A 21,902-nucleotide genomic window follows, 5' to 3' on the forward strand; every position below is an offset into this window, starting at 1 on the left:
ATGGCCCAGCGGTGTGATCGTGCCCTTGTGACCGTCGCCGAGCCCTCCGCGGAACCCGCACCGCCCGCCGCCACCGCTACCGCCCCCCAGCCCCCCGTGCTGGACACCCGCCGCCGCAACGTCGTCTTCGTGACGATCATGCTGGGGATGCTGCTCGCCGCCCTCGACCAGACCATCGTGGGCACCGCCCTGCCGACGATCGTGTCGGACCTCGGCGGCGCCGAGCACATGTCGTGGGTCGTGACGTCGTATCTCCTCGCGGAGACCGTCTCGACCGTGCTGGTCGGCAAGTTCGGCGACCTGTTCGGCCGCAAGGTGGTCTTCCAGGTCTCGGCGATCGTGTTCATCACGGGCTCGTTCCTGTGCGGTCTGGCCTCCGACATGTCGCTGCTGATCACCTGGCGGGCGATGCAGGGCGTCGGGGCCGGCGGTCTGATGGTGACGGCGATGGCGCTGATCGCCGACGTCATCCCGCTGCGCGAGCGCGGCAAGTACCAGGGCGCGATCGGTGCCGTGTTCGGGGTGGCCACCGTCATCGGGCCGCTGCTGGGCGGGCTGTTCACCGACCATCTGACCTGGCGCTGGGCGTTCTACGTCAACGTCCCGATCGCGGTCCTCGTGGTCGTCGCGGCCGCCCGCACCATCCCCGTCGTGAAGTCGGCCGTGCGGCCGGTGATCGACTACCTGGGCATCGCGTTCGTCGCGGTGGGTGCCAGTGCCCTGATCCTGGCGACGAGTTGGGGCGGCAACGAGTACGCGTGGGGTTCCGGCGTCATCATCGGCCTGTTCGCCGGCGGCGCGGTCGCGCTCGGGCTGTTCTGCTGGGTGGAGACCCGGGCCGCCGAACCCATGCTGCCGATGCGGCTGTTCGCCAACCCGGTGTTCACGGTCTGCTCGATCCTGAGCTTCATCGTGGGCTTCGCGATGCTGGGCGCGATGACGTATCTGCCGACCTATCTCCAGTACGTCGACGGCGACTCGGCGACGGTCTCCGGCGTGCGGACGCTGCCCATGGTGATCGGCCTGCTCATCGCGTCGGTCGTGAGCGGCAACGTGGTCAGCAGGACCGGGCAGTACCGGCTCTTCCCGATCGCGGGCTCCCTGGTGATGGGCCTCGGACTGTTCCTGATGTCCCTGATGGGGCCGTCCACGGGCGCCTGGCTGGAGTCGCTGTACATGTTCGTGCTGGGCACCGGCATCGGACTGTGCATGCAGGTCCTGACCATCGCCGTGCAGAACACCGTCGAGTACGCCGACCTCGGCACCGCGACCTCCGGCGTCACCTTCTTCCGTACGCTGGGCAGTTCCTTCGGCACCGCGGTCTTCGGCACGATCTACACCAACTCCCTGACCCCGAACCTCAAGGACGGCATCGCCTCCGCCGTGCAGGCGGGCGGTGGCGGCCTGGACGCGGCCGCCGTCGCCAAGGCCGCGACCAGCCCGGACGGTCTGCACCGGCTGCCGTCGGCCGTCGCCGCACCGATCATCGACGCCTACGCCGACACCCTGCGGACCGTCTTCCTGTGGACGGTGCCGGTGGCCGCGCTGGGCTTCGTCGTCGCCCTGTTCCTCCAACAGGTCCAGCTGCGCGACAGCGCGCGGGCCGGTTCGACCGACCTGGGCGAGGGGTTCGCGTCACCGTCCGGGGCGGATTCGCAGCGGGTGCTGGAGAACGCCGTGGGGAAGATCATCGGCAGCACCGATCTCGACACCGCGCGCCGGATCATCACGGACTCCGACACCCGGCTCGACATCGCCGGGGCCTGGGCCGTGATGCAGGTGGAGCTGCACACCCGGATGGTCGGCCACGCCAGTCTCGGCATGATCGCCGCGCGCCGGCACCTACCGCCCGAGGTGCTGCTGCCGGTTTTCGACCGGATGGTCGAGGAGGGCTATCTGACCCGCGCGGGCCATCACCTCTCGCACACCGAGGGGGGCGCGCGCGAGGCCAGGGTCATCAGCACCGCGTGGGGCAACTGGCTGGCGGACCGGGTGCAGCAGGACATCGGCCGCCCCTCGGGCACGGATCTGCGTGCCGCCGTGGACACCATCGCCAAACGCCTCCTGGTGGAGGACCTCAGCACCGGACTCCCACAGCGCACGAAGGAGCCGGCGACAAGCACCACCGCCTGAAAACCGTGTGCCCCGGGAAGGGGCGGAGGCCATACTCACGGCATGTCCCCCGTCCCCGTCCGCTTCCACGACCCGGGTGCGAAGATCTACGACTTCAGCGCCTCTGCGCTCGTGCGGTGTCCGCGCTGCGACCGGATCGCCCACTTCGAGCGCACCGCCCACCCGGAGCCGCGCGTGGTCTGCCGCTCGTGCGGCCTGTGCCGGGCCGTGAACGGCTGCGACCGGCCCCCGCTGTGGCTGCGTGCCGGGACCCGGCACGGGGAGCTGTGGGCGTACAACCTCGCGCATCTGGACCTGATCCGGCGGTTCGTGGCGGCCTCGCTGCGCGAGCGGGGCCCGTGGTACGAGCACGGCCGGAAGATGACCTGTGTCGCCCGGCTGCCCGCGTGGGTCAAGAGCGCGAAGAACCGTGCCGAGGTGCTCCACGTGATCGACCGCATGCGCGGCTCGGTCACGGCGAGGTGAGCTCCAGCCGCCGTAGGGCTCCCGCCACGTCCGGTACCTCCGTGACCCCGGCGGGCAGGGGCGGTCGGCGTACGACCACCACGGGCAGGGACAGTTCGCGGGCGGCGGTGAGCTTGGCGGCCGTGGCCGCTCCCCCGCTGTCCTTGGTCACCAGGACGTCGATGCGGTGATCGTGGAGGAGCGCCGACTCGTCCGCCACCGTGAACGGGCCGCGGGCCAGGATCACTTCGGTGTGCGGCGGCATCGGCGCCTCGGGCGGCTCCACGGACCGTACGACGAAGTGGAGGTCCGTGAGGTGGGCGAACGCGGCCAGTTCCATCCGGCCGGTGGTCAGGAACACCCGGCGGCCAAGACCCGGCAGCGACTCCGCGGCCTCGGCGAGGGAGTCGACCAGGTGCCAGCGGTCCCGCGGGCCGGGATGCCAGCCGGGGCGGCGCAGCACCAGCGAGGGGACGCCGGTCACCGCGGCGGCCCGGGCCGCGTTGGCGGTGATGGCGCGGGCGAAGGGGTGCGTGGCGTCGACCAGGGCGTCCACGTGCTCCTCCCGCAGCCAGTCGGCGAGACCCTCCGCACCGCCGAAGCCCCCGACCCGCACCTCCCCCGCGATCGCTCCCGGCCGGGCCACGCGTCCCGCGAGGGAGGTGGTCACCCGCACTCCCGGGCGGCCCGCGAGCACGGCGGCCAGCTCACGGGCCTCGGTGGTGCCGCCGAGGATCAGGACGTGGGGGGACATGGCGGTCAGCGTACGAGGTCAGCGGCACACCCCGCACAAGGCCACCACCCGGCTGTCACCGCACCAGCAGCTGTACGGCCCCCACCACCGTCGCCGCGATCACGAGCCGCTCGAAGAGCCGCTGGTTGATCCGGTTCACCGCCCACTTGCCGATGAACGCGCCGGGCACGACGAACACCACGAGGGCGAGGTCGAGCAGCAGCGAGTGGCCGTCGATCAACCCGAGGCCGACGCTGAAGGGCACCTTGGAGACGTTCACGATCAGGAAGAAGAACGCCGAGGTGCCCAGGAAGCCGAGTTTGCGGAAGCCCGCCGAGAGCAGGTACATCGACATCACCGGCCCGCCGGCGTTGGCGACCATGGTGGTGAAGCCGCCGAGGACGCCGTAGGAGCGGGCCTTGACCCGACCGGTGCGGGTGGCGACCGAGTCGGGTTCCTCCTCGGCGTCGGCCGTGCGGCGGCGCCAGACCGTCACACCGGCCATCAGAAGCAGGATCGCGCCGATCGACGTCCGTACGATCCCGTCGTCCGCCCACTCCAGGAACAGGGTGCCCGCGACCACACCGACCGCGACCGCGGGGAACAGCCGCCAGAGCGTCGGCCAGTGCGCGTGCCGCCGGTAGGTGAGCACCGCGAGCACGTCACCCGCGATCAGGATCGGCAGCAGCGCGCCGGTGGAGGCGCGGGCGGGCAGTACGGCGGCGAAGATCGCGAGGCTGACCGTGTTGGCCCCGCTGACGGCCGTCTTGGAGAAGCCGACGAGCAGGGCCGCGGCGGCGAGCGCGGCGAACTCCCAGCCGGAAATGTGCCAGAGCGTCATCGTGTCCATGCGGAGACCGATGCTAAGTGCAGGTAACCGCCCTGGTAAGTGCCGTCTCGCCGAGTGGTCCTGTTGACGCACGCCCGCCGCCGGACACCGAGCGGCTTTGATCGGTGCCGCCGGCATCGGATCACCGAGCAGTTGGAGCAGACATGCCCGAGCACGTCCTCACCGGAACCCACGGCCCCCTCACCGTCCGCGAGTGGCCCCGTGACCGGCCCCGGTACACGGCCCTGCTGGTGCACGGCTACGGCGAGCACATCGGCCGGTACGAGGAGCTCGCCGGGGTCCTCGGGGCGCACGGCGCGGCCGTCCTCGGGCCCGATCACAGGGGGCACGGGAAGTCGTCCGGCGAGCGGGTCCTGATCGAGGACTTCGAGGACGTGGTCACGGACGTGCACGCGGTCGCCGACCTGGTCCGGAGCTCCCACCCCGGCGTACCGCTCGTCATGGTGGGCCACTCCATGGGCGGTTTGATCGCCGCCCGCTTCGCCCAGCGCCACGGCGACGAGCTCGCCGCGCTCGTCCTGTCGGGGCCGGTGATCGGGGCGTGGGAGCTGCCGGGGGCGCTGCTCGCCCTGGACGAGGTCCCCGACACTCCGATCAGCCCGGCCTCGCTCTCCCGCGACCCCGGGGTGGGCGCCGCGTACACCGCGGATCCCCTCGTCTGGCACGGGCCGGTGAAGCGGCCGACGGTGGAGGCGTTCGCGCGCACTCTGAAGACCGTGTCCCAGGGCGGTGGCCTCGGCCCGCTCCCGCTGCTGTGGCTGCACGGCGACGACGACCGGCTGGTCCCGCTCGCCGGGAGCCGGATCGGCATTGAGGAGATCAAGGGCGAGAGGTTCACCGAGCGGATCTACGCCGGCGCCCGGCACGAGGTGTTCCACGAGACGAACAAGGCGCAGGTCTTCGCGGACGTGACGGACTTCGTCGACGACGTGCTCACACGCTGAGACAACGCTGTTTGCACGAGTACGCCCGGGGCACCCGCGCCCCCATGGAGTGGTTGCGTCGAGCGGCCTGTGTGGGAGAGGACCCCGAGCTGTTCTTCCCCGTGGGCACACAAGGCCCGGCCCTGCGGGACACCGCGGCGGCCAAGCGCGTGTGTGCCCGCTGCCCGGTCACCGCCGAGTGCCTCGATCTGGCGCTCAGCAGCGGACAGACCTCGGGCGTGTGGGGCGGAACCTGCGAACAGGAACGCGACGAGCTGCTCCGTGCCGGCATCGACCATGCCAGAAGGAGGAGCACCGTATGACTGTCATGAAGAGCACGCTTCCCGAAGACGCCCGCCAGGTCACCGGAGACGCGTTGCAGAGCACGCTGGTGGATCTCGTCGGGCTCTCCCTGATCGGGAAGCAGGCCCACTGGAACCTGGTGGGGCCGCGCTTCCGTTCCATCCACCTCCAGCTCGACGAGGTGGTCACCGCCGCCCGCGAATTCTCCGACACGGTCGCGGAGCGCGCCGCCGCGCTCGGCCTGCCGCCGGACGGCCGTCCCGAGACCATCGCGTCCGCGTTCACCCTGCCCGGCCCGAAGGACGGCTGGGTGCGGGACACCGAGGTCGTCGGGCTCATGGTCGAGTCCCTGGAGGCGGCCATCACACGGCTGCGGGAGCGCATCGAGGCCACCGAGAAGGCGGACCCGGTCACCCAGGACCTGCTGATCGCCATCACCGCGGAGCTGGAGAAGCAGCGCTGGATGTTCGACGCGGAGAACTGGCCGAAGGACAGCTGACGGCGCACGTACGTACACGGAAGGGGCACCCGATGACCGACGCCCTCGAACTCGACGCGCTGTGGGAGGACTTCCACCGCGCGGTGAACATGACCTCGCAGGAACTCGCCGCCTGGCTGCGGGTGAGCGACGCCGACGAGTCCGCGGAACCGCTGCCGGAGCACGCCGGCGAGCCGACGGGGCAGCATGTCCTGGCGATCCTCCAGAAGCGGCGGACGGACCTGACCGACGAGGACATCGAGGTCATGTACGAGGTCGTGGACACCGTCGAGGCGGAGGCCGACGTGGAGAGCGAGCCCGGGGCCGAGGAGAGCCCGCGCAGGCACCGGCTGATGTCCGTCGGACACGACCCGCTCAGGCCGTGACGCGGCCGTGCGCGTCGTAGCGAGTGCGCACGCTGCAGCGCCGTGACAGCTCTTCGCAGACGCGTCCGTGCGCGCCGTACGGGACCACCCGTCGGCGCGCACGGACGCGTGTGCGCCCCTGAACGCGATCTCCAACCAGCCGTCCTGCCGGCCGCGTTGGCGCGGCCGGGGCGGTCGGCGTCGACATGGCCGAAGACCGCCCCCGGGGGCCCGGCGATCGTGGCAGACTGCTCGCACATCTTGTCGAGCAGAGGAGTTGTGTGTGACCGGGACCGAGTCGGCCGGCCGGCGGATCGACACGAGCAGGCCGCATCCGGCCCGGGTGTACGACTGGTTCCTCGGCGGGAAGGACAACTACCCCGTCGACGAGGAGCTCGGACGGCAGATCACCGCGCAGGGCGACGCCCCCCGGCAGGCACGCGCCAACCGCCGGTTCATGGAGCGGGCCACGCGGGTCGTCGTACGGGAGGCGGGTGTTCGGCAGTTCCTCGACATCGGCTCCGGCATCCCCACCGAGCCCAACCTCCACCAGATCGCCCAGTCCGCCGTACCGGACGCGCGGATCGTGTACGTCGACAACGACCCGATCGTCCTGGCCCACGCGGCCGCCCTGCTGCACGGCACCCCGGAGGGGGCGACGCACTACCTCCAGGCCGACGCGCGCGAGCCGGAGCGCATCCTCCAAGGGGCCTCGGCCGTCCTCGACTTCGACCAGCCCGTCGCGCTGTCGCTGATCGCGCTGCTGCACTTCGTCTCCGACGCGGACGGCGCCCAGGAGCTGGTGGCCACGCTGGTCGACGCGCTCGCGCCGGGCAGTTGTCTGGTGCTGTCGGCGATGACCGCGGACTTCGATCCGGAGAACGTCAACGCGGGCATCGCGGCTTACACGGCGAAGGGGGTCACCCTCGTGGCGCGTTCGCACGACGAAGTGAGCCGTCTCTTCAAAGGACTTGAGGTGCTGGAGCCGGGGATCGTGTCCCTGTCGCGGTGGCGTCCGGACGAGCGGGAGGACGGCGAACTCGTGTCGCTGTACGGGGCGGTCGGCATCAAGCGCTGAGCCCCTGCCCCTCCCTGTCCCCTGGGCACTCACCCCAGCAACCATCCCCCGTCCACGCTCAACTCCACCGCGTTCACCGAGCCGTTGCGCAGCAGGAAGTCCACGGCGTCCACGACGTCGGCCATCGTGGCGAGCCGGCCGGTCGGCGTCCTGGCCCGCAGGCCCGCCAGCACCTGCTCCGGTTTGGCCCGCCAGTGGGGGCTGTCGCCGACGACTCCGGGATGGATCGCGTTGACCCGGACGGGAGCGAGTTCGACGGCGAGGGTGTGCGTCAGCCCGCTCACCCCCGCGTTGACGGTGGCCACGGTCGTCGCGCCCGGGTAGGGCCGCTCCTTGGCCTGGCCGCCGAACAGCACGATGGCGCTGTCGTCGTGGAGACGGGACCGCAGGGCGTGCACGACCGCGGTGTAGCCGACGAGCTTGAGCGTGACGAGGTGGACCGCCGCGTCGATGTCGTATGCGGAGACCCGGTTCTCGTCGCGGGAGATGCCCGCGATCACCAGGTGGTCGACGGCGCCGACGTCACGCAGTGCGTCGGTGATCCCTTTCGGTCGCGCGAGGTCCAGGGCGAGCCCGCGGGCGCCGATCTCCTTGGCGACGGTTTCGGTGCGGTGGGCGTCCCGCCCGGTGATCACCACCTCGTCGCCGCGGTTCGCCCGCACCCGGGCGAACTCCCGCCCGATGCCGGAGGTTCCGCCGATCACGACCACGCTGCTCATCGGGGTGACTCCCTCAGATAGTCCCAGTCCCGCGTGAAGCGGTACGAGTGCCGGGAGGGCGGCTGCGGCGCCTGCGTCTCCAGCCAACGCAGCGACCCGTCACCGGCGTTGGCGAAGCCGTGCACACAACCGGCCCCCGCCCAGGCGCAGTCGCCGGGCCCGAGCCGGTAACGGACACCGTCGAACACCGCGTCGACCTCCCCTTCGAGGAACAGATAGGTCTCCTCGAAGGGGTGGTCGTGCGTGCCCGCGACGCCGTCGGGCGCGTACTGCACCATGAACATCGTCGAGGCGACCGCGCCGAGGTCGCCGTCGACCATCATCTTCACGGTGATCCCGCTGTAGACGAGCAGCGCGGTCCGCATGCTCGCCGACACCGCGAGCAGGTCCTGCGACTGCTTCCCGGGGTCCATCTGCGCGGGCTCGAAGTGCCCGAAGGACCGGGTGCGCGGATCGCGGACGTCGATCCGTACGGGCTCACCTGCGGGCCATGGCGAGACCGGCTGGGTGTCGTACCCGTACCGGGCCCGCGGTACGGGCGCGAGCATGTCCGCCCAGCGGGCGACGCCGTCCCCGGCTCCGCGCCACGCGTGCGGGACACCGGTCGGCAGGAGGCCGTAGTCGCCCTCCTCCAGCAGGTACGACCCCTCCGGCACATCCAGGATCACGGTCCCGTCGAGGACGTGGAAGCTCTCCTCGTACGAGTGCACATGGGCCGCGACGCTCCCGTCGGGGCGCAGCTCGCACACCCCGAAACCGGTGTGCGAGCTGCCGTCGCCCTCGCCGACCAACTCCCGCCGCCGGAAGCCGTGTTCGTCGTACGACGGCTCCGGTCCCTCGGTGGCGCGGCGCACCAGGTGCAGCGTCACGCCTTGGCCTCCTTCGCGGCGAGCAGCCGGTCGCGTGACTCCTCTACGAGGCGCCGGGCCCGGGCCACGTCGGCCGTCAGCCTGCCGTCGCGCTTGCGGACCACGCCGTCGACGATGACGGTCTCCACGTTGGACACGTCGGCGCTCAGCGCCACCGCGGCGGCCGCGTCGTGAACCGGGGCCACGTTCAGGGCGGTCGCGTCGATCGCGACGACGTCGGCGCGCTTGCCGGGGGTGAGGGAGCCGGTGCGGTCCTCCAGGCCCGCCACGTGGGCGCCGTTGCGGGTGGCGATCCCCAGCATCTGACGTGCCGTCAACATCGTCTCCGGGACCGGGACATCGGCCTGCCAGCTGTCCGCGTTGACGCGGGCGCGCTCGGCGCCGAAGGCCGCGCGGATCTGCGTGAACATGTCGCCGGGCACGGTGGTGACGACGTCGATGCTGAGCGAGGGGCGCAGGCCGTGCTCGATGGCCTTCATCACCGGCGGCCAGCCGTGCCCCATCTGCGTCTCGACCTGCGGCGCGATGGAGACCGTACCGCCGCTGTCGGCGACCAGCCGCCACTCCTCCTCGCTGAAGTAGCAGCAGTGGATGTAGGTGGTGTCGGGGCCGAGCAGGCCGAGGTCGTGGAGCTGTTTGACCATGCCGAAGCGGCCGGCCAGGCGTCCCATGGCCACGTGGACGGTGATGGGGATGTCGAGTTCGCGGGCGAGGGCCCATTCGGCGGTGACGACGTCGTTGACGCAGAAGCCGGGACCGCGGGTGGCGAGGGCCATCGTCAGCAGGCCGTCGGAGGCGAAGTACTCGGTGCGGATCCGGCGTACGTCGTCGCCCGGGATCGCGATCTTGCTCTCGAACCAGTAGTCGGCGAGGGAGGTGTTGGCGCTGCCGTACGCGTACTGGGCGCGGATGCCGGTCTCCGTGAGGGCCCGGATCGCCGCGTCCGGATGCTCGGGCGTGTTGTTGATGTGGGACCAGTCGACGAGCGTGGTGATGCCGGCGTTGAGGCATTCCAGGGCGCCCGCGAGGTTGGCCGCGTACACGTCCTCGGGGGTGTAGAGGGGCGCGAAGGTGTCGAGGATGTCGACGAAGTAGTCGTCGAGGGTGGCGTCGGGCGCCACGTTGCGGATCGAGGCCTCCCAGGTGTGGCGGTGGGTGTCGACGAAGCCGGGGATCACGATCCGGCCGGTCATGTCGAGGACTTCGGCGTCGGCGCTGATCTCGCGGTCGACCGCCGCGATCCGCCCGTCCTCGATGAGGACGTCACCCCTCGGGAGGTCCCCGATGTCGGGATCCATCGAGAGCACGTGTCCGGCACGAAGGAGTGTCCGTTGGGTCATCGCGCTTCCTCCTCAGGGGTGTTCGGTACGCGGCTGTTCAGTACGCGGCCAGGCTCCTGACGGCCGCAACGACCTTGTCGACGGTGGGGATGACCTGTTCCTCCAGCACGTCCGCGAAGGGCAGCGGCACGCACTCCCCCGCGACCCGGCGCACCGGCGCGTCCAGCAGCCCGAAGCCCTCGTCGGCGACGACGGAGACGACGGTCGCTCCCCAGCCGCCCTGGTACGGGTTCTCCTCGACGACGACCAGCCGGGAGGTCCGGCCGAGCGAGGCGAGGACGGTGGCCATGTCGAGCGGCACGAGCGAGCGCAGGTCGACGACTTCGACGTCGATGTCCTCCTGGGCGAGCCGCTCCGCGGCCTTCAGCGCGACGGGCACCATCGAGGCGAGCGCCACGAGTGTCACGTCCGCGCCTTCGCGCACGACGGCCGCACGGCCCAGCTCGACGACGTGATCCGGCTCGGGGGGTGCTCCCTTGCCGGCCAGCAGCCCCTTGTGCTCGAAGAACACGACCGGGTCGTCGCTGCGGATCGCCGCCGCCATCATGCCGATCACGTCGGCGGGCGTCGAAGGCGCGGCGATCTTCAGCCCGGGGACGGTCAGGGCCCAGTTCTCCGTGGCCTGCGAGTGCTGGGCGCCGAAACCGAGCCCGCCGCCGTTGGCGGTGCGCACGACGAGGGGCACGGTGACCTGACCACCCGTCATGTAACGCACCTTGGGTATCTCGTTGGCGAGATAGTCCCAGCAACAGGCAAAGAAGTCCGAGAACATGATCTCCGCGACGGGCCGCAGCCCGGTCATCGCGGCGCCCATCGCCGCGCCCACGATGGCCTGTTCGGAGATCGGCGTGTCCCACACCCGCTCGGGCCCGAACTCCTTGTGCAGCCCGACGGTCGTCTTGAACACCCCGCCGGCCGCGCCGATGTCCTCGCCCAGGCAGACGACCGACGGATCGCGCCGCATCTCCCGCGCGATGCCCTCGGCGACGGCGTCCCGGTAACTGATCTGCCGCGCGGCGGCTCCCCGCACCTCGGTCACGTCCGCCATGCCGCACCTCCGTCGGCCCACACGTCGGTGAACGCCTCCCGCGGATCCGGTGCCGGGGCATTCTTCGCCGCGTCGATCGCCTGCCGTACGACCGCCTGAACGCGCTCGTCGGCCGCGGTGACCGTCTCCTCGGGGACCCCGGCCTCGACGAGCCGCCCCCGCGCGATGTCCAACGGGTCGTGCTTGAGCCAGCGTTCGACCTCCTCGGCCGGGCGGTAGGTCGCCGGGTCGGTCCTGCTGTGCCCGAAGTGACGGTAGGTCTCGGCCTCCAGTACGGCGGGCCCGTCTCCGGCCCGGGCCCGCCCCGCCAGCCGTGCCACCGCTTCCTGGACGGAGACGACGTCGTTGCCGTCGACGACCTCGCCGGGGATGCCGTACGCGGGCGCCCGGTCGGCGGCCGGCCGGGCCACCGCCGTGACGTCGGCGATCGGCGTGTACTCCATGTACAGGTTGTTCTCGCAGACGAACAGCACCGGCAGCTTCCATACGGCGGCCAGGTTCAGGGCCTCGTGGAAGGCGCCGATGTTGGTGGCTCCGTCCCCGAAGAAGGCGACCGCGAGCTGTCCGGTCCCGCGGAGTTTCGCCGACCAGGCGGCGCCGACCGCCATCGGGAGGTGGGCGCCGACGATGGCGTAGGAGCCGAGCATGAACGCGTCGGCCTTGGTGAGGTGCATCGAGCCGCCCTTGGCCCGGCACAACCCCGTGGCCCGCTGCATGAGTTCGGCGAGGCACTCCTCAGGGGTGGCACCCCGGGCCATGGCGTGGTGGTGGCCGCGGTAGGTGGCGAAGACGTAGTCGTCGTCGCGCAGGGCGGCGCTCGCGCCGACGGCGATCGCCTCGTGGCCTGCGGCGAGATGGGTGGTGCCCTTGACGAGGCCCTGGAGGAACAGGTCGTGGGCAGCCTTCTCGGTGCGGCGGATGAGGGCCATCTGCTCGTAGCGGGCGAGGAGTTCAGCGGTGTCCATCGCCGGTCCCGGTGTTCGGTGGGTGCCCGTTCGCGGTCCGGGTGTTCAGGTGGGACTGCGCCTCCCGGGCGGTGTTGAGCTCGCCGCCCACCGTCCAGTACTTGCGGCCCGCCACCAGCAGTTCCTCGGCGGGGAACTTGGTGATGACCTCGCAGCCGTCGGCGGTGACGACCAGCTCCTCCTCGATCCGCGCGGCGGACCAGCCGTCGGCGGCGGGCCAATAGGTCTCCAGGGCGAACACCATGCCCTCTTCGAGGACTTCGGGGTGGTCGAGGGAGACCAGGCGGCTGAAGATGGGCTTCTCCCAGATGGACAGCCCGACGCCGTGGCCGTACTGGAGGGCGAACGCGGCGGTCTCGTCGGCGAAGCCGAACTCCTCCGCCCGCGGCCAGACCTGGACGATGTCGGCGGTGGTGGCGCCCGGCCGGACGAGCGCGATGGCCTGGTCCATGTACTCCCGGCAGCGGACGTACGCGTCCCGTTGTGCACGGGAGGCACTGCCGACGGCGAAGGTGCGGTAGTAGCAGGTGCGGTAGCCGAGGTGGCTGTGCAGGATGTCGAAGAAGGCGGGGTCGCCGGGACGGATCAGACGGTCGCTGTAGACGTGCGGATGGGGTGAACAGCGCTCCCCCGAGATCGCGTTGACCCCTTCGACGTACTCGCTGCCGAGGTCGTACAGCACCTTGCTGACCAGCCCGACGCACTCGTTCTCCCGGATGCCGGGGCGCAGGTGGGCGTAGAGCTCCTCGTAAGCGGCGTCGACCATCGCGCAGGCCTGGGCGAGCAGGGAGATCTCGTCGCCGGTCTTGATGCGGCGGGCCTCCAGGAAGACCTGCTGGCCGTCGACCACGTCGATGCCCTCGGCGCGCAGGGCGGCGAGCACGGGCATCTCGGCGACGTCGATGCCGAGCGGTTCCCCGGCCAGGCCGTGCGCGCGGAGTTCGGCGGCGATCTTCGCGGCGACGTCCTCGGCGATCCCGGCGTCCGGGTGGAAGGCGCCGCGCAGGGTGGAGATGCCGGCGCGGGCTCCGGTGGGCGGGCCGCCCTTGCCGTCGCTGTAGTCGAGCCAAGGGTTGTAGAGCTGGTGGTGACGGGCCGCGGAGCCGAAGTCCCAGACGACCGGTTCGCCGCCACGGACCAGCAGGGCGAAGCGGATCAGCTTGTCCATCGCCCAGGTGCCGATGTGCGTGGCGGTCATGTAGCGGATGTTGGCGAAGTCGAAGCTGAGCACGGCGCCCAGTTCGGAGCGGTTCAGCGTGTCGTGGAGCCGGGCCAGGCGCTGTGTGCGCAGCCGGTCCAGGTCGACGCGCTCTTCCCAGTCGACGGCATTGGGGCCGTAAGTGCGGATCGCCATCGCGACCACCCCCACCTTCGAGTCAACGACCGTCCACGGGGAGTGTCAAGTGTCACTGAACACTTTGGCTCGACACGAACCAGACGCCCACGGCCGGCTCGTCGCCGTCGTTGCGGTAGCGGTGCGGGGTCGCCGACTCGAAGCAGACCGCGTCGCCGGGGCGCAGGATCTGTTCGTCGAAGCCGAGGGTGAGGACGAGTTCGCCGGAGGTGAGATAGCCGTACTCGGTGCCGGTGTGCCGCATCAGGCCGCCCGAGCCGGAGGAGGAGCCGCCGGGCCGGTAGGTGACGAGCAGGAAGTCGACGTCGGTACCGGGGACGTGCCCGAGCCGCTCCCACACCACGCCGGAGTCCAGCTCCAGCACCTCCCGCTCACCGGGGGTGACCAGGGGACCCAGGCGCCGGGCCGGGTCGGCCGCGAAGGCCGCCAGCGCGTGCACGGCGGCGGCCGGGTGCACCGCGGCGGCGGTCTCCCGCCCTTCGGAGAGCGACTCGACGGAGAAGAGTGACTCGACGGAGATGCCGAGGGCCGTGGTGATGGCGTACAGGGTGCTCACCGACGGCTGGCTCTTGCCGGTCTCTATCTGCGACACCAGGCTCGCCGAGACTCCGACCTCACGGGCCAGGGCACGCAGCCCCAGACCACGCTCCAGCCGCGCCTGCCGGATGCGGGCGCCGACGGACGGCACGGGGGCGGAGGCGGGGGACACGGCGGGCTCCTCTCATGTTCAGCCCCATTGAACAACCGGTCGCGTGATCCGGGAAAGACCACGGGTGGGGGCGGGGCGGGGGCGGGGCGGGGGGTGGGGTGGGGTGGGGTCACGGGGAGGGTGGGTCGCCACCGGGTGGGACCGTCGGGGGCTCCGTTTCCGTTTCCGTTCGCCGGTGGCGGGTCGGGGCGGTGGTGTGAGGCTCTGGCAGGTTCGGCTGGGGTACCGGGGTCGGGCGAGTTCGACTGGGGTACCGGGATCGGGCGGATCCGGCCTGGAGCACTGAGACCGGGCGGGTCCTGTTGAGGCACCGGGACGGGGCGGGCCAGCCTGGAACACCGAGACCGGGCGGGTCGGCCTGGAACACCGGCTCTCGGCACGAATCGGCGCTGCCACTGGCACGCTTGGCCCTGCCACCGCGCCCAGCACGCTCGGGTCTGCCACCGGCACCGGGCAAGGTCGACCGCGTCACCGGCACTAGCACTGGCACCGGCACCGGCACCGGCACCGGCACCGGCAGGTTGGGCCCTGCCACCGCCCCCCAGCACAGTCAGCCTGCCACCGGCAGCCAGCCCCCCCCCTCCGCCACCTCACCCAGGAAACACCGCCCGCACCTCCCACCCGTCCCCGGCCCGTGGCCCCGCGTGCAGTTCTCCGCCCAGTGCCGTCACCCGTTCCTTCAGGCCGACCAGCCCGAAGCCGCCCCCGTGCGCCGCCGCCGGCAACTGGCTGCCGCCGCGGCCGTCGTCGGACACGGAGACCTCCAGCCGGGACCGCTCGTACCGCAGTGCGACGGTGACCTGGGTGGCGTCGCCCGCGTGCCGCCGTACGTTGGTCAGCGCCTCCTGCACCACCCGGAAGGCCGCCGCCTGGATCTCGTGCGGGAGGTCCTCGGGAACCGCGGGTGCGCGGTGCAGCGCTGCTGTCTGGACGGGGGTGGCGAAGCCGTCGACGAGACCGGCGATGCCCGCGAGGTCACCCACCGGGCGGCGCTCGGCCGCGTCGTCGGTGTCGCGGAGCACGCCGACCGTGCGGCGCATCGACGCGAGCGCCTCGGTCGCGGCGCGCTCGATACCGGCGAGGACGGGATCGAGTTGGTCGGGGCCGGTGTCCGTCATCATGCGGGCCACCTGCGTCTGCACCAGGATCCCGGTGACGTGGTGGGCGACGAAGTCGTGCAGGTCCGCGGCGATGGCGAGGCGTTCGGCGCGCCGGGTCTCGCTGACGGCGACGGTCCGCCGGTAGTCCTGCGAACGCAGATACGCGGCGAACGCCACCGTAAGGCCCACCAGGAGGAGCCCGATGAACATGAACCCGAGCATGGTCTCCTGCTCGCCCGCATAGGGCCGTGCCGGAAGCGCCAGCACGGCGCTCCCGTCCAGCACGGCGCAGGCCACGACCCACTTGCGCGGACAGTGCCGAACGGCGACGAAGAGCAGGCACAGCAGGATCGCCAGCTCGGCCGGGCCGAACAGGACACCGGAGCGGACCACCGAGTCCACCGTGCACGCCAGGGAGGCGAGGGCGGGCACGGCGGTGCGCAGCTGCGGGGTGAGCCACCTGGGGTGCCGGGCGGCGGGCCACAGGACGGCGGCGCCACCGACCAGCAGCGTGGCGGCCATCGGCCAGGAGGGACCGTCACCCTCGTTCGAGTAGGCCACGTCGACGAAGGCGGCCGCGAACAGGCCGCCGACACCGGCGCCACCCGCGCAGCCCCGGGCAGATACGGACTTCATGCCGATCACCGTATGCGCGACGGCCTCCCGCCGGATCGGCCGAACGGTCGAGGCGCCGTCCGGCCCGTGCTCATGGACCCTGGCCGTTCGGCCGAGGCGGGCGCCCGCGCCGAGGGGCGAGAGTGGAGTCACTCGCCCCGCCGGGCGTCCTCCACCCCCGGCAGCACTCCCTCACCTTTCTTCAGGAGCACGTGATGCAACGCAAGACCCTCGTCAGCGCCGTCGGCGGCGTGGCCGGTGCGGCCGTCGTCTTCGGGCTCGGCACCTATTTCCTCTCCGGCACCGAGTCGAACACGCGGCTGAGCGAGGACACCACGGTGTCGGTGGGCGGCCACCGGGCCCTCGCGGCGAACATCGTCGCGGGCCGCACCCAGAGCAAGTACCACCCTCTGCCCTGGGTGGGCGTGAAGCTCACCGAGGTGTCCTGCCCGAGCGGGCTCAAGGCCGTCGCCGGCGCGACCCTCACCTGTACCGGCAAGAAGAGCGGCGGCGGGACCGTGGAGATACCGGTCACCGTCGTCAAGGCCTCGGACAGGTCCGTCACCTGGAAGTTCGACCGCTAGCAGAGGACCGCCTCACATCATGAACACCGTCCTGGCCGGCTACGGCCTCGTCAAGAATTACGGCTCCGCCACCGCGCTCGCCGGGGTGGACGTCGAGGTCGGCGAGCGCGACTCGCTGGCGATCATGGGCCCGTCGGGATCCGGCAAGTCCACGCTGCTGCACACCCTCGCGGGGATCGTCCGCCCGGACGGCGGCGAGGTGCTGCTGAGAGGCGAGCGCGGCGCGGGCGGGAGCCGCCCGACCGAGGGCCTGGACCGTATCGACCAGCTCGGCGAGAACAGACTCAGCGCACTGCGCCGCAAGCGCTTCGGATTCGTCTTCCAGTCCGGACAGCTGCTCCCGGAGCTGCCCGCCGAGGAGAATGTCGCTCTGCCGCTGATGCTGGAGGGTGTGCCGCGCAGACAGGCCGTCGAGCGGGCCCGGCGCTGGTTCGCTCCGCTGGGCCTCGACGGTCTCGCGCACCGCAGGCCCGGTCAGCTCTCCGGCGGTCAGGCCCAGCGCGTGGCGATCGCCCGCGCCCTGGCCGTGGAACCGGACGTGGTCTTCGCCGACGAGCCGACGGGCGCGCTGGACCAGGCCACCAGCACGGAGGTGGTGCGGCTGCTGACGTCCGTCACCCGTGAGCAGGGCGCAGCCCTGGTGATGGTCACCCATGACGCGGACGTCGCCGCCCACTGCGACCGCGTCCTGCATGTCCGCGACGGCCGTATCAGCGGCCACAGCCAGTACACGGTCGCCTGAGCGGCAGGAGATGCCATGCGTTCCCCCGTCCTGTCCCTGACCTGGCGCCTGGTCCGTTCCTCGGGCCGTCGCGGTCTCCAGAGCCGGCTGCTCGCGGCCGCCGCGGCCGCCGTCGGCGCGTTCGTCCTGCTGGTGATGGTCGCCGCCGCCCTCGGTTCCGGCACCCGCGCCGACCGCACCGCGTGGCGCACCCCCGAGCCAGCTAGACACGCCACCGCGATCCAGGCACTCGCGACGACATACGTACGCCATGAGCCGGTCTCGGTGGTCTCCCTCGCCCAGCTCCCCGGACGCCCCGGGACCCCCGCCCCGCCGGGCCTCGCCTCCTTCCCGAAGCGGGGCGAGGTGTACGTCTCCCCCGCCCTGGCCGCGCTGCTGCACGAACTGCCCGCGGACCAGCTCGCCGACCGGTTCCCGAAGGTGTCGTCGTACGGCACGATCGGTGCGGCCGGTCTGGCATCGCCGGACGAACTGGTGGCCGTCGTCGGCCGCGCTCCGACCGACCCCGCGGTGTCCAAGGCGGCGGAAGGGTCCACCGTGGCCGACATCGGCCTGGCCGGGCGTGCCGGGATCACCGGGTTCCACGGCACCCAAGCGAACCTGTTCACCTCCTACGACCGGCAGACCGCACTGCTGGGTGTGGCGCTGCTCGTGATGCCGGTGGTGGTCCTCGCCGCGGCCTCCGGACGGCTGGGCGCGGCCCGGCGCGAGCAGCAGCTGGCCGCCCTGCGGCTCGCCGGGGCCACCCCGCGGCAGGTCGTCGGGATGACCGCGCTGGAGAGCGCGGCACTCGGCGCGGCCGGGGCCCTGACGGGCGCGGGGCTGTACGTGGCCCTGCTGCCTCTGCTCGCCGAGGTGCCGTACGGCGTGGGCGGCTGGTATGTCAGCCAGTTGTGGGTCGGGCTGCCGTGGCTGGTGGCGGTCGTGTCGGTGGTCACCGGGCTCATCACGGTCAGCGCGGTGTCGATGCTGCGTCAGGTCGCGGTCTCGCCCCTCGGGGTGGCCCAGCAGTCCGCCCCGCGCCGGACCCGGATCATTCGGCTCGTGCTGTTCGTGGCGGTGTTGCTCTACCTCTGGGGTTCCACCGGCGGCGGTCAGTTGTCGACCCGTCGGGTGATCGGTCTGCTGCTGATGTTCTACGGCGCGTTCTGGCTGTTCGGGCCCTGGGTGGTCGACCGGCTCGGTCGTCTGGTGAGCCGCTTCGCCCGCCGTCCGGCGACCCTGCTGGCGGGCCGCCGTCTCAGCGACGACCCGCGTGGGGCGTGGCGCACGGTCAGCGGTCTCGTCCTGGCCGGGTTCGCGGCGGGGTTCTTCGCCGTCAGCATGGTCGGCATGGACGGCTCCGCGCACCGCGGCCAGGTCGCGGTGGCCGGCGCCCAGGTCTCCGAAGTCCGTACGCTCCTGCGCGAGGCGGGCATCGCGGCGACCGTCCGCTCGGTGGGCGAGGACGACTGGGACGGACTGTTGCCCGGGACACCGGGCGTGGTGGCCCACATGTCCGGAGGCGGGCAGGCCGAGCTCGACAGGGCCGTCACCGCGCTGACCCCGGCCAACCCGGCCCGTCCGCCCATCACGCAGGACTATGTGACGGCGAGCGACCGCACGGCCGTCGGCCGCTTCGCCGAGGTCAGCACGGCGACGCTGGCCCTGAGCTTCCTCGTCGCCACGGCCTCCGCCGGCCTCACCGCCGCCGCGGGGGTCCTGGACCGGCGTCGGGTCTACGGCCTCCTCCGGCTCGCCGGCACCCCCCTGAAGGTGCTGGACCGGGCCCGGGTCCGCGAGACGGTGATCCCCCTGGTCGCCCTGGCGGGCGGCACGACCGCGATCGGTGTCTACGCCTCCTACCGCCTCAACAAGCTCCTCGGCGCCTCGATCAACGCGACGGGCGCACTGGAGCTGGCCGCGTGCGTGGCTGTGGGAGCGCTGGCGATGTTCGCGGCGATAGGTGGCAGCCGCCCGCTACTGCGGAGGGTGACGGAGGACGCGGCGAGAAGCGCGGACTGACGGGGCGATCGAGAGGAACCGCTGGGCACCGGGCCCCTTTGAGACCGGCGCGGCAGCTGGGGCACGCGGCAGCCCCTCAAGACCGGCACCGAGTCCGACCGTCACCCTCCGGCCGGACTCGGTGCCCCATCCGCACTCGCACACCCGCACTCCCGCTTCAGCACCCTCCCCATCCGCGCTCTCCCCTCAGCACCCCCTGCCACCCGCACCCCCTCCCCTCCGCACCCCGCCCATGCCACACCCGCCTCCGACCACCCCGCCCCACCCTCCACCACTCACCGCCCCACCCACCACCCACCGCTCACCACCCACCGCTCAGCACCCCACCCACCGTTCACGGCCCACCACCCCTCCCCCACCCCCTGAGGCATGATCGACCCATGACGAGTCCCACCCCGCCGGCCGCGCCCATCCGCGTGCTGATCGCCGATGACCAGGAGATGGTGCGTTCGGGATTCCGTTTCTTCCTGGACGCGCAGCCCGACATGACCGTGGTGGCGGAGGCCGCGGACGGGGAGACGGCGGTACGGCTGGCTCGGGAGCTGCGACCCGATGTGTGTCTGCTGGACATCCGGATGCCGAAGCTGGACGGTCTGGAGGCGACCCGGTTGCTCGCCGGACCCGGTGTCGCCGACCCCCTGCGGGTGGTCGTGGTCACCACCTTCGACCTGGACGAGTACGTGTACGGCGCACTGCGCGGCGGGGCCTGCGGGTTCCTGCTGAAGGACTCGGGACCGACGCTCCTCGCGGAGGCGGTCCGCGCCGCCGCGGCCGGGGATTCACTGGTCTCCCCCTCCGTCACCGTCCGTCTGCTCCGGCATGTCACAGAAGGCTCGACGGACATGGCGGCGGCGCCCGAGCCGGTCGTCGAAACTCGACCCGCGTCCGCCACCGAGCCGCTGACCGACCGTGAGCTCGACGTGGTACGCCTGGTGGCCCTCGGCCGTACGAACGCCGAGATCGCCGCGGAACTGTACGTCTCCCTGTCCACGGTCAAGACCCACCTCTCCAGCATCCAGCTCAAACTCGCCGCACGGAACCGCGTGGAGATCGCCGCCTGGGCCTGGCAGCACGGTCACGCCCGGCCGGCGAGCTGAGTCACCGCTTCTTCCTGGCCGGCTCCAGCAGTTCCTCCAGCCGGTCGAAGCGCTCGTGCAGGGCGTGCAGGGCCTCCGCGCCGACCTCGTGGAGCCCGTGCCGCCGCTTCTGCTCCCGCGCCACGAACCAGGTCGCGAGGGCCGCGGTGACCATGCCGTACGTCGTGATGCCGACGACCATGACGACCGTGCCGACGACCCGGCCCCACCAGGTCACCGGGAAGAAGTCGCCGTATCCGACGGTGGTCGCCGTCTCGACCGACCACCACAGGGCCTTGGGGTAGGAGGTCAGATTGGCTCCCCGCGCCCCGTCCTCGGCGGCGAGCACCGCCCAGGAACCGAGCAGCATCACGACGAGCAGGACGGCCGTCGCACCGCCCGCCGCCTTCAGATGGAGCGAGCGTCCTTCCCGGCCGAACAGCAACTCGACCGCCCTGGTGAGGAATCCGGGCAGCATGCGCACTCCTCGCGGCAAGGGGTCCGTACCCGGCCAGTGTCCCCGCCGGAAGATCCGCGGGCATCTCGGACGGGGCGTTCAGGTCGCGGTTTCCGGGACAAGCTGATCATCGGGCGGCACAATGGCGGCAACGGCCGCAGGCACGAGAAGGAGCACTGTCGTGAGCGAGAGCCACACCCCGTCGGGCGTATCGGCGAGGCTGAACACAGGTGTGGCGCACAACGCGCGCGTGTGGAACTACTGGATCGGCGGCAAGGACAACTACGAGGTCGACCAGCGGGTCGGTGACCATGTCGCCGGGATGTTCCCGATCATCCGGGAGATCGCCCGCGCCGATCGCTGGTTCCTGGGCCGCTCGGTGCGCTTCCTCGCCGAGGAGCAGGGCATCCGGCAGTTCCTCGACATCGGCACCGGACTGCCGACGGTGGACAACACCCATCAGATCGCGCAGCGCATCGCGCCCGACGCGCGGATCGTCTACGTCGACAACGACCCGATCGTGCTCGTCCACGCCCGCACCCTGCTGACCAGCACCCCCGAGGGCGTCACCGACTACATCGACGCCGATGTCCACGACCCGGCCGCCATCCTCGAACGCGCCTCCCAAACGCTGGACTTCAGCAAGCCGGTCGCGGTGATGATGCTCGGCATCCTCAACTTCGTCCTGGACACCGACGAGGCACGCAGGATCGCGCGGGAGGTCATGGCCGCGATGCCCGCGGGCAGCCATCTCGCTCTGACCCACCCCACGTTCGACGCGGACCTGGGCGGCGAGGGCCAGATCCCGGCCATGAAGTTCTGGAACGAGAACGCCACTCCGCCGATCACCGCCCGCAGCGGCGAGGACATCGCCACCTTCTTCGAGGGACTGGACCTGCTCGAACCGGGTCTCGTCTCCTGTTCGCAGTGGCGTGCCGAGTCGGACTCCCCGGCCGTGGTACCGCAGTTCGGCGCGGTGGCCGTGAAACCCTGACGCGGGACCTGACCCAGCC

Annotated in this window: 23 protein-coding genes; 12 read left to right on the forward strand and 11 right to left on the reverse strand. The window is 71.7% G+C overall.

Annotated elements, in window-relative coordinates; all coding sequences use genetic code 11:
• The first annotated feature begins 27 nt into the window (after nt 1-27).
• Together OHN19_RS06095 and OHN19_RS06100 are read left to right on the forward strand one after the other, a co-directional pair.
• Complete coding sequence (locus OHN19_RS06095; protein WP_330263155.1) at nt 28-2,133, forward strand: MDR family MFS transporter; 2,106 nt, start codon at nt 28-30, stop codon at nt 2,131-2,133.
• 42 nt (nt 2,134-2,175) lie between these two features.
• On the forward strand, nt 2,176-2,598 hold the full coding sequence (locus OHN19_RS06100) for a hypothetical protein (RefSeq protein ID WP_330263156.1): 423 nt from the start codon (nt 2,176-2,178) through the stop codon (nt 2,596-2,598).
• On the opposite strand, the gene OHN19_RS06105 is transcribed toward OHN19_RS06100, so the two are convergent.
• Together OHN19_RS06105 and OHN19_RS06110 are read right to left on the reverse strand one after the other, a co-directional pair.
• A complete protein-coding gene (locus OHN19_RS06105) occupies nt 2,585-3,331 on the reverse strand; it encodes a cobalt-precorrin-6A reductase (protein ID WP_330263157.1) in 747 nt (248 codons plus the stop codon). The genes OHN19_RS06100 and OHN19_RS06105 overlap by 14 nt on opposite strands.
• Before the next feature lie 55 nt (nt 3,332-3,386).
• Nucleotides 3,387-4,160 (reverse strand): sulfite exporter TauE/SafE family protein, encoded by a 774-nt coding sequence (locus OHN19_RS06110; RefSeq protein ID WP_330263158.1) that lies wholly within the window; start codon nt 4,158-4,160, stop codon nt 3,387-3,389.
• A 143-nt stretch (nt 4,161-4,303) separates the two neighbouring features.
• Here OHN19_RS06110 and OHN19_RS06115 point away from each other — a divergent pair, with 143 nt between their 5' ends.
• From OHN19_RS06115 to OHN19_RS06135, 5 genes are all read left to right on the forward strand, one after another.
• Complete coding sequence (locus OHN19_RS06115) at nt 4,304-5,104, forward strand: lysophospholipase (RefSeq protein ID WP_330263159.1); 801 nt, start codon at nt 4,304-4,306, stop codon at nt 5,102-5,104.
• 44 nt (nt 5,105-5,148) lie between these two features.
• Nucleotides 5,149-5,406, forward strand: a complete 258-nt coding sequence (locus OHN19_RS06120) for a WhiB family transcriptional regulator (protein ID WP_330269539.1) — start codon at nt 5,149-5,151, stop codon at nt 5,404-5,406.
• The gene (locus OHN19_RS06125) at nt 5,403-5,885 is read left to right on the forward strand and encodes a DNA starvation/stationary phase protection protein (protein ID WP_330263160.1); all 483 of its coding nucleotides are present in this window, start codon (nt 5,403-5,405) and stop codon (nt 5,883-5,885) included. The genes OHN19_RS06120 and OHN19_RS06125 overlap by 4 nt, the downstream gene beginning before the upstream one ends.
• A gap of 32 nt (nt 5,886-5,917) precedes the next feature.
• Nucleotides 5,918-6,250: a DUF3140 domain-containing protein gene (locus tag OHN19_RS06130; RefSeq protein WP_330263161.1), complete on the forward strand. Its 333-nt coding sequence runs from the start codon at nt 5,918-5,920 to the stop codon at nt 6,248-6,250.
• Nucleotides 6,251-6,512: 262 nt separating this feature from the next.
• The gene (locus OHN19_RS06135) at nt 6,513-7,307 is read left to right on the forward strand and encodes an SAM-dependent methyltransferase (RefSeq protein WP_330263162.1); all 795 of its coding nucleotides are present in this window, start codon (nt 6,513-6,515) and stop codon (nt 7,305-7,307) included.
• A 29-nt stretch (nt 7,308-7,336) separates the two neighbouring features.
• On the opposite strand, the gene OHN19_RS06140 is transcribed toward OHN19_RS06135, so the two are convergent.
• From OHN19_RS06140 to OHN19_RS06175, 8 genes are all read right to left on the reverse strand, one after another.
• Entirely contained in the window at nt 7,337-8,026 is a 690-nt protein-coding gene (locus OHN19_RS06140) for an SDR family NAD(P)-dependent oxidoreductase (RefSeq protein WP_330263163.1), read from the reverse strand.
• The gene (locus OHN19_RS06145; RefSeq protein ID WP_330263164.1) at nt 8,023-8,895 is read right to left on the reverse strand and encodes a cupin domain-containing protein; all 873 of its coding nucleotides are present in this window, start codon (nt 8,893-8,895) and stop codon (nt 8,023-8,025) included. Before OHN19_RS06145 ends, OHN19_RS06140 begins: the two co-directional genes overlap by 4 nt.
• The gene (locus OHN19_RS06150) at nt 8,892-10,235 is read right to left on the reverse strand and encodes an amidohydrolase family protein (RefSeq protein ID WP_330263165.1); all 1,344 of its coding nucleotides are present in this window, start codon (nt 10,233-10,235) and stop codon (nt 8,892-8,894) included. The genes OHN19_RS06145 and OHN19_RS06150 overlap by 4 nt, the downstream gene beginning before the upstream one ends.
• A 37-nt stretch (nt 10,236-10,272) precedes the next feature.
• Entirely contained in the window at nt 10,273-11,283 is a 1,011-nt protein-coding gene (locus OHN19_RS06155; RefSeq protein WP_330263166.1) for an alpha-ketoacid dehydrogenase subunit beta, read from the reverse strand.
• Nucleotides 11,271-12,248, reverse strand: coding sequence for a thiamine pyrophosphate-dependent dehydrogenase E1 component subunit alpha (locus tag OHN19_RS06160; protein WP_330263167.1), 978 nt, complete (start codon nt 12,246-12,248; stop codon nt 11,271-11,273). Before OHN19_RS06160 ends, OHN19_RS06155 begins: the two co-directional genes overlap by 13 nt.
• Nucleotides 12,235-13,602: a Xaa-Pro peptidase family protein gene (locus tag OHN19_RS06165; RefSeq protein ID WP_330263168.1), complete on the reverse strand. Its 1,368-nt coding sequence runs from the start codon at nt 13,600-13,602 to the stop codon at nt 12,235-12,237. The genes OHN19_RS06160 and OHN19_RS06165 overlap by 14 nt, the downstream gene beginning before the upstream one ends.
• Before the next feature lie 52 nt (nt 13,603-13,654).
• The gene (locus OHN19_RS06170; RefSeq protein WP_330263169.1) at nt 13,655-14,311 is read right to left on the reverse strand and encodes an XRE family transcriptional regulator; all 657 of its coding nucleotides are present in this window, start codon (nt 14,309-14,311) and stop codon (nt 13,655-13,657) included.
• Nucleotides 14,312-14,901: 590 nt separating this feature from the next.
• Entirely contained in the window at nt 14,902-16,047 is a 1,146-nt protein-coding gene (locus OHN19_RS06175) for a sensor histidine kinase (RefSeq protein WP_330263170.1), read from the reverse strand.
• Between the two features lie 194 nt (nt 16,048-16,241).
• On the opposite strand from OHN19_RS06175, the gene OHN19_RS06180 reads away from it, so the two are divergent.
• The 4 genes from OHN19_RS06180 (at nt 16,242) to OHN19_RS06195 (ending at nt 20,453) form a co-directional block, all read left to right on the forward strand.
• Nucleotides 16,242-16,610 (forward strand): DUF4333 domain-containing protein, encoded by a 369-nt coding sequence (locus tag OHN19_RS06180; protein ID WP_330263171.1) that lies wholly within the window; start codon nt 16,242-16,244, stop codon nt 16,608-16,610.
• Between the two features lie 19 nt (nt 16,611-16,629).
• A complete protein-coding gene (locus OHN19_RS06185) occupies nt 16,630-17,352 on the forward strand; it encodes an ABC transporter ATP-binding protein (protein ID WP_330263172.1) in 723 nt (240 codons plus the stop codon).
• Nucleotides 17,353-17,367: 15 nt separating this feature from the next.
• Nucleotides 17,368-19,356: an FtsX-like permease family protein gene (locus tag OHN19_RS06190; RefSeq protein ID WP_330263173.1), complete on the forward strand. Its 1,989-nt coding sequence runs from the start codon at nt 17,368-17,370 to the stop codon at nt 19,354-19,356.
• Between the two features lie 380 nt (nt 19,357-19,736).
• Nucleotides 19,737-20,453, forward strand: a complete 717-nt coding sequence (locus tag OHN19_RS06195; RefSeq protein ID WP_330263174.1) for a response regulator transcription factor — start codon at nt 19,737-19,739, stop codon at nt 20,451-20,453.
• Between the two features lies 1 nt (nt 20,454).
• On the opposite strand, the gene OHN19_RS06200 is transcribed toward OHN19_RS06195, so the two are convergent.
• Complete coding sequence (locus OHN19_RS06200) at nt 20,455-20,910, reverse strand: potassium channel family protein (RefSeq protein WP_330263175.1); 456 nt, start codon at nt 20,908-20,910, stop codon at nt 20,455-20,457.
• A 160-nt stretch (nt 20,911-21,070) separates the two neighbouring features.
• Between OHN19_RS06200 and OHN19_RS06205 the strand changes: the two genes are divergently transcribed.
• Nucleotides 21,071-21,883 (forward strand): SAM-dependent methyltransferase, encoded by an 813-nt coding sequence (locus tag OHN19_RS06205; protein ID WP_330263176.1) that lies wholly within the window; start codon nt 21,071-21,073, stop codon nt 21,881-21,883.
• Nucleotides 21,884-21,902: the final 19 nt, after the last annotated feature.

Origin of the sequence: Streptomyces griseorubiginosus (assembly GCF_036345115.1) — a bacterium.
GTDB classification, from domain to species: Bacteria; Actinomycetota; Actinomycetes; order Streptomycetales; family Streptomycetaceae; genus Streptomyces; species Streptomyces griseorubiginosus_C.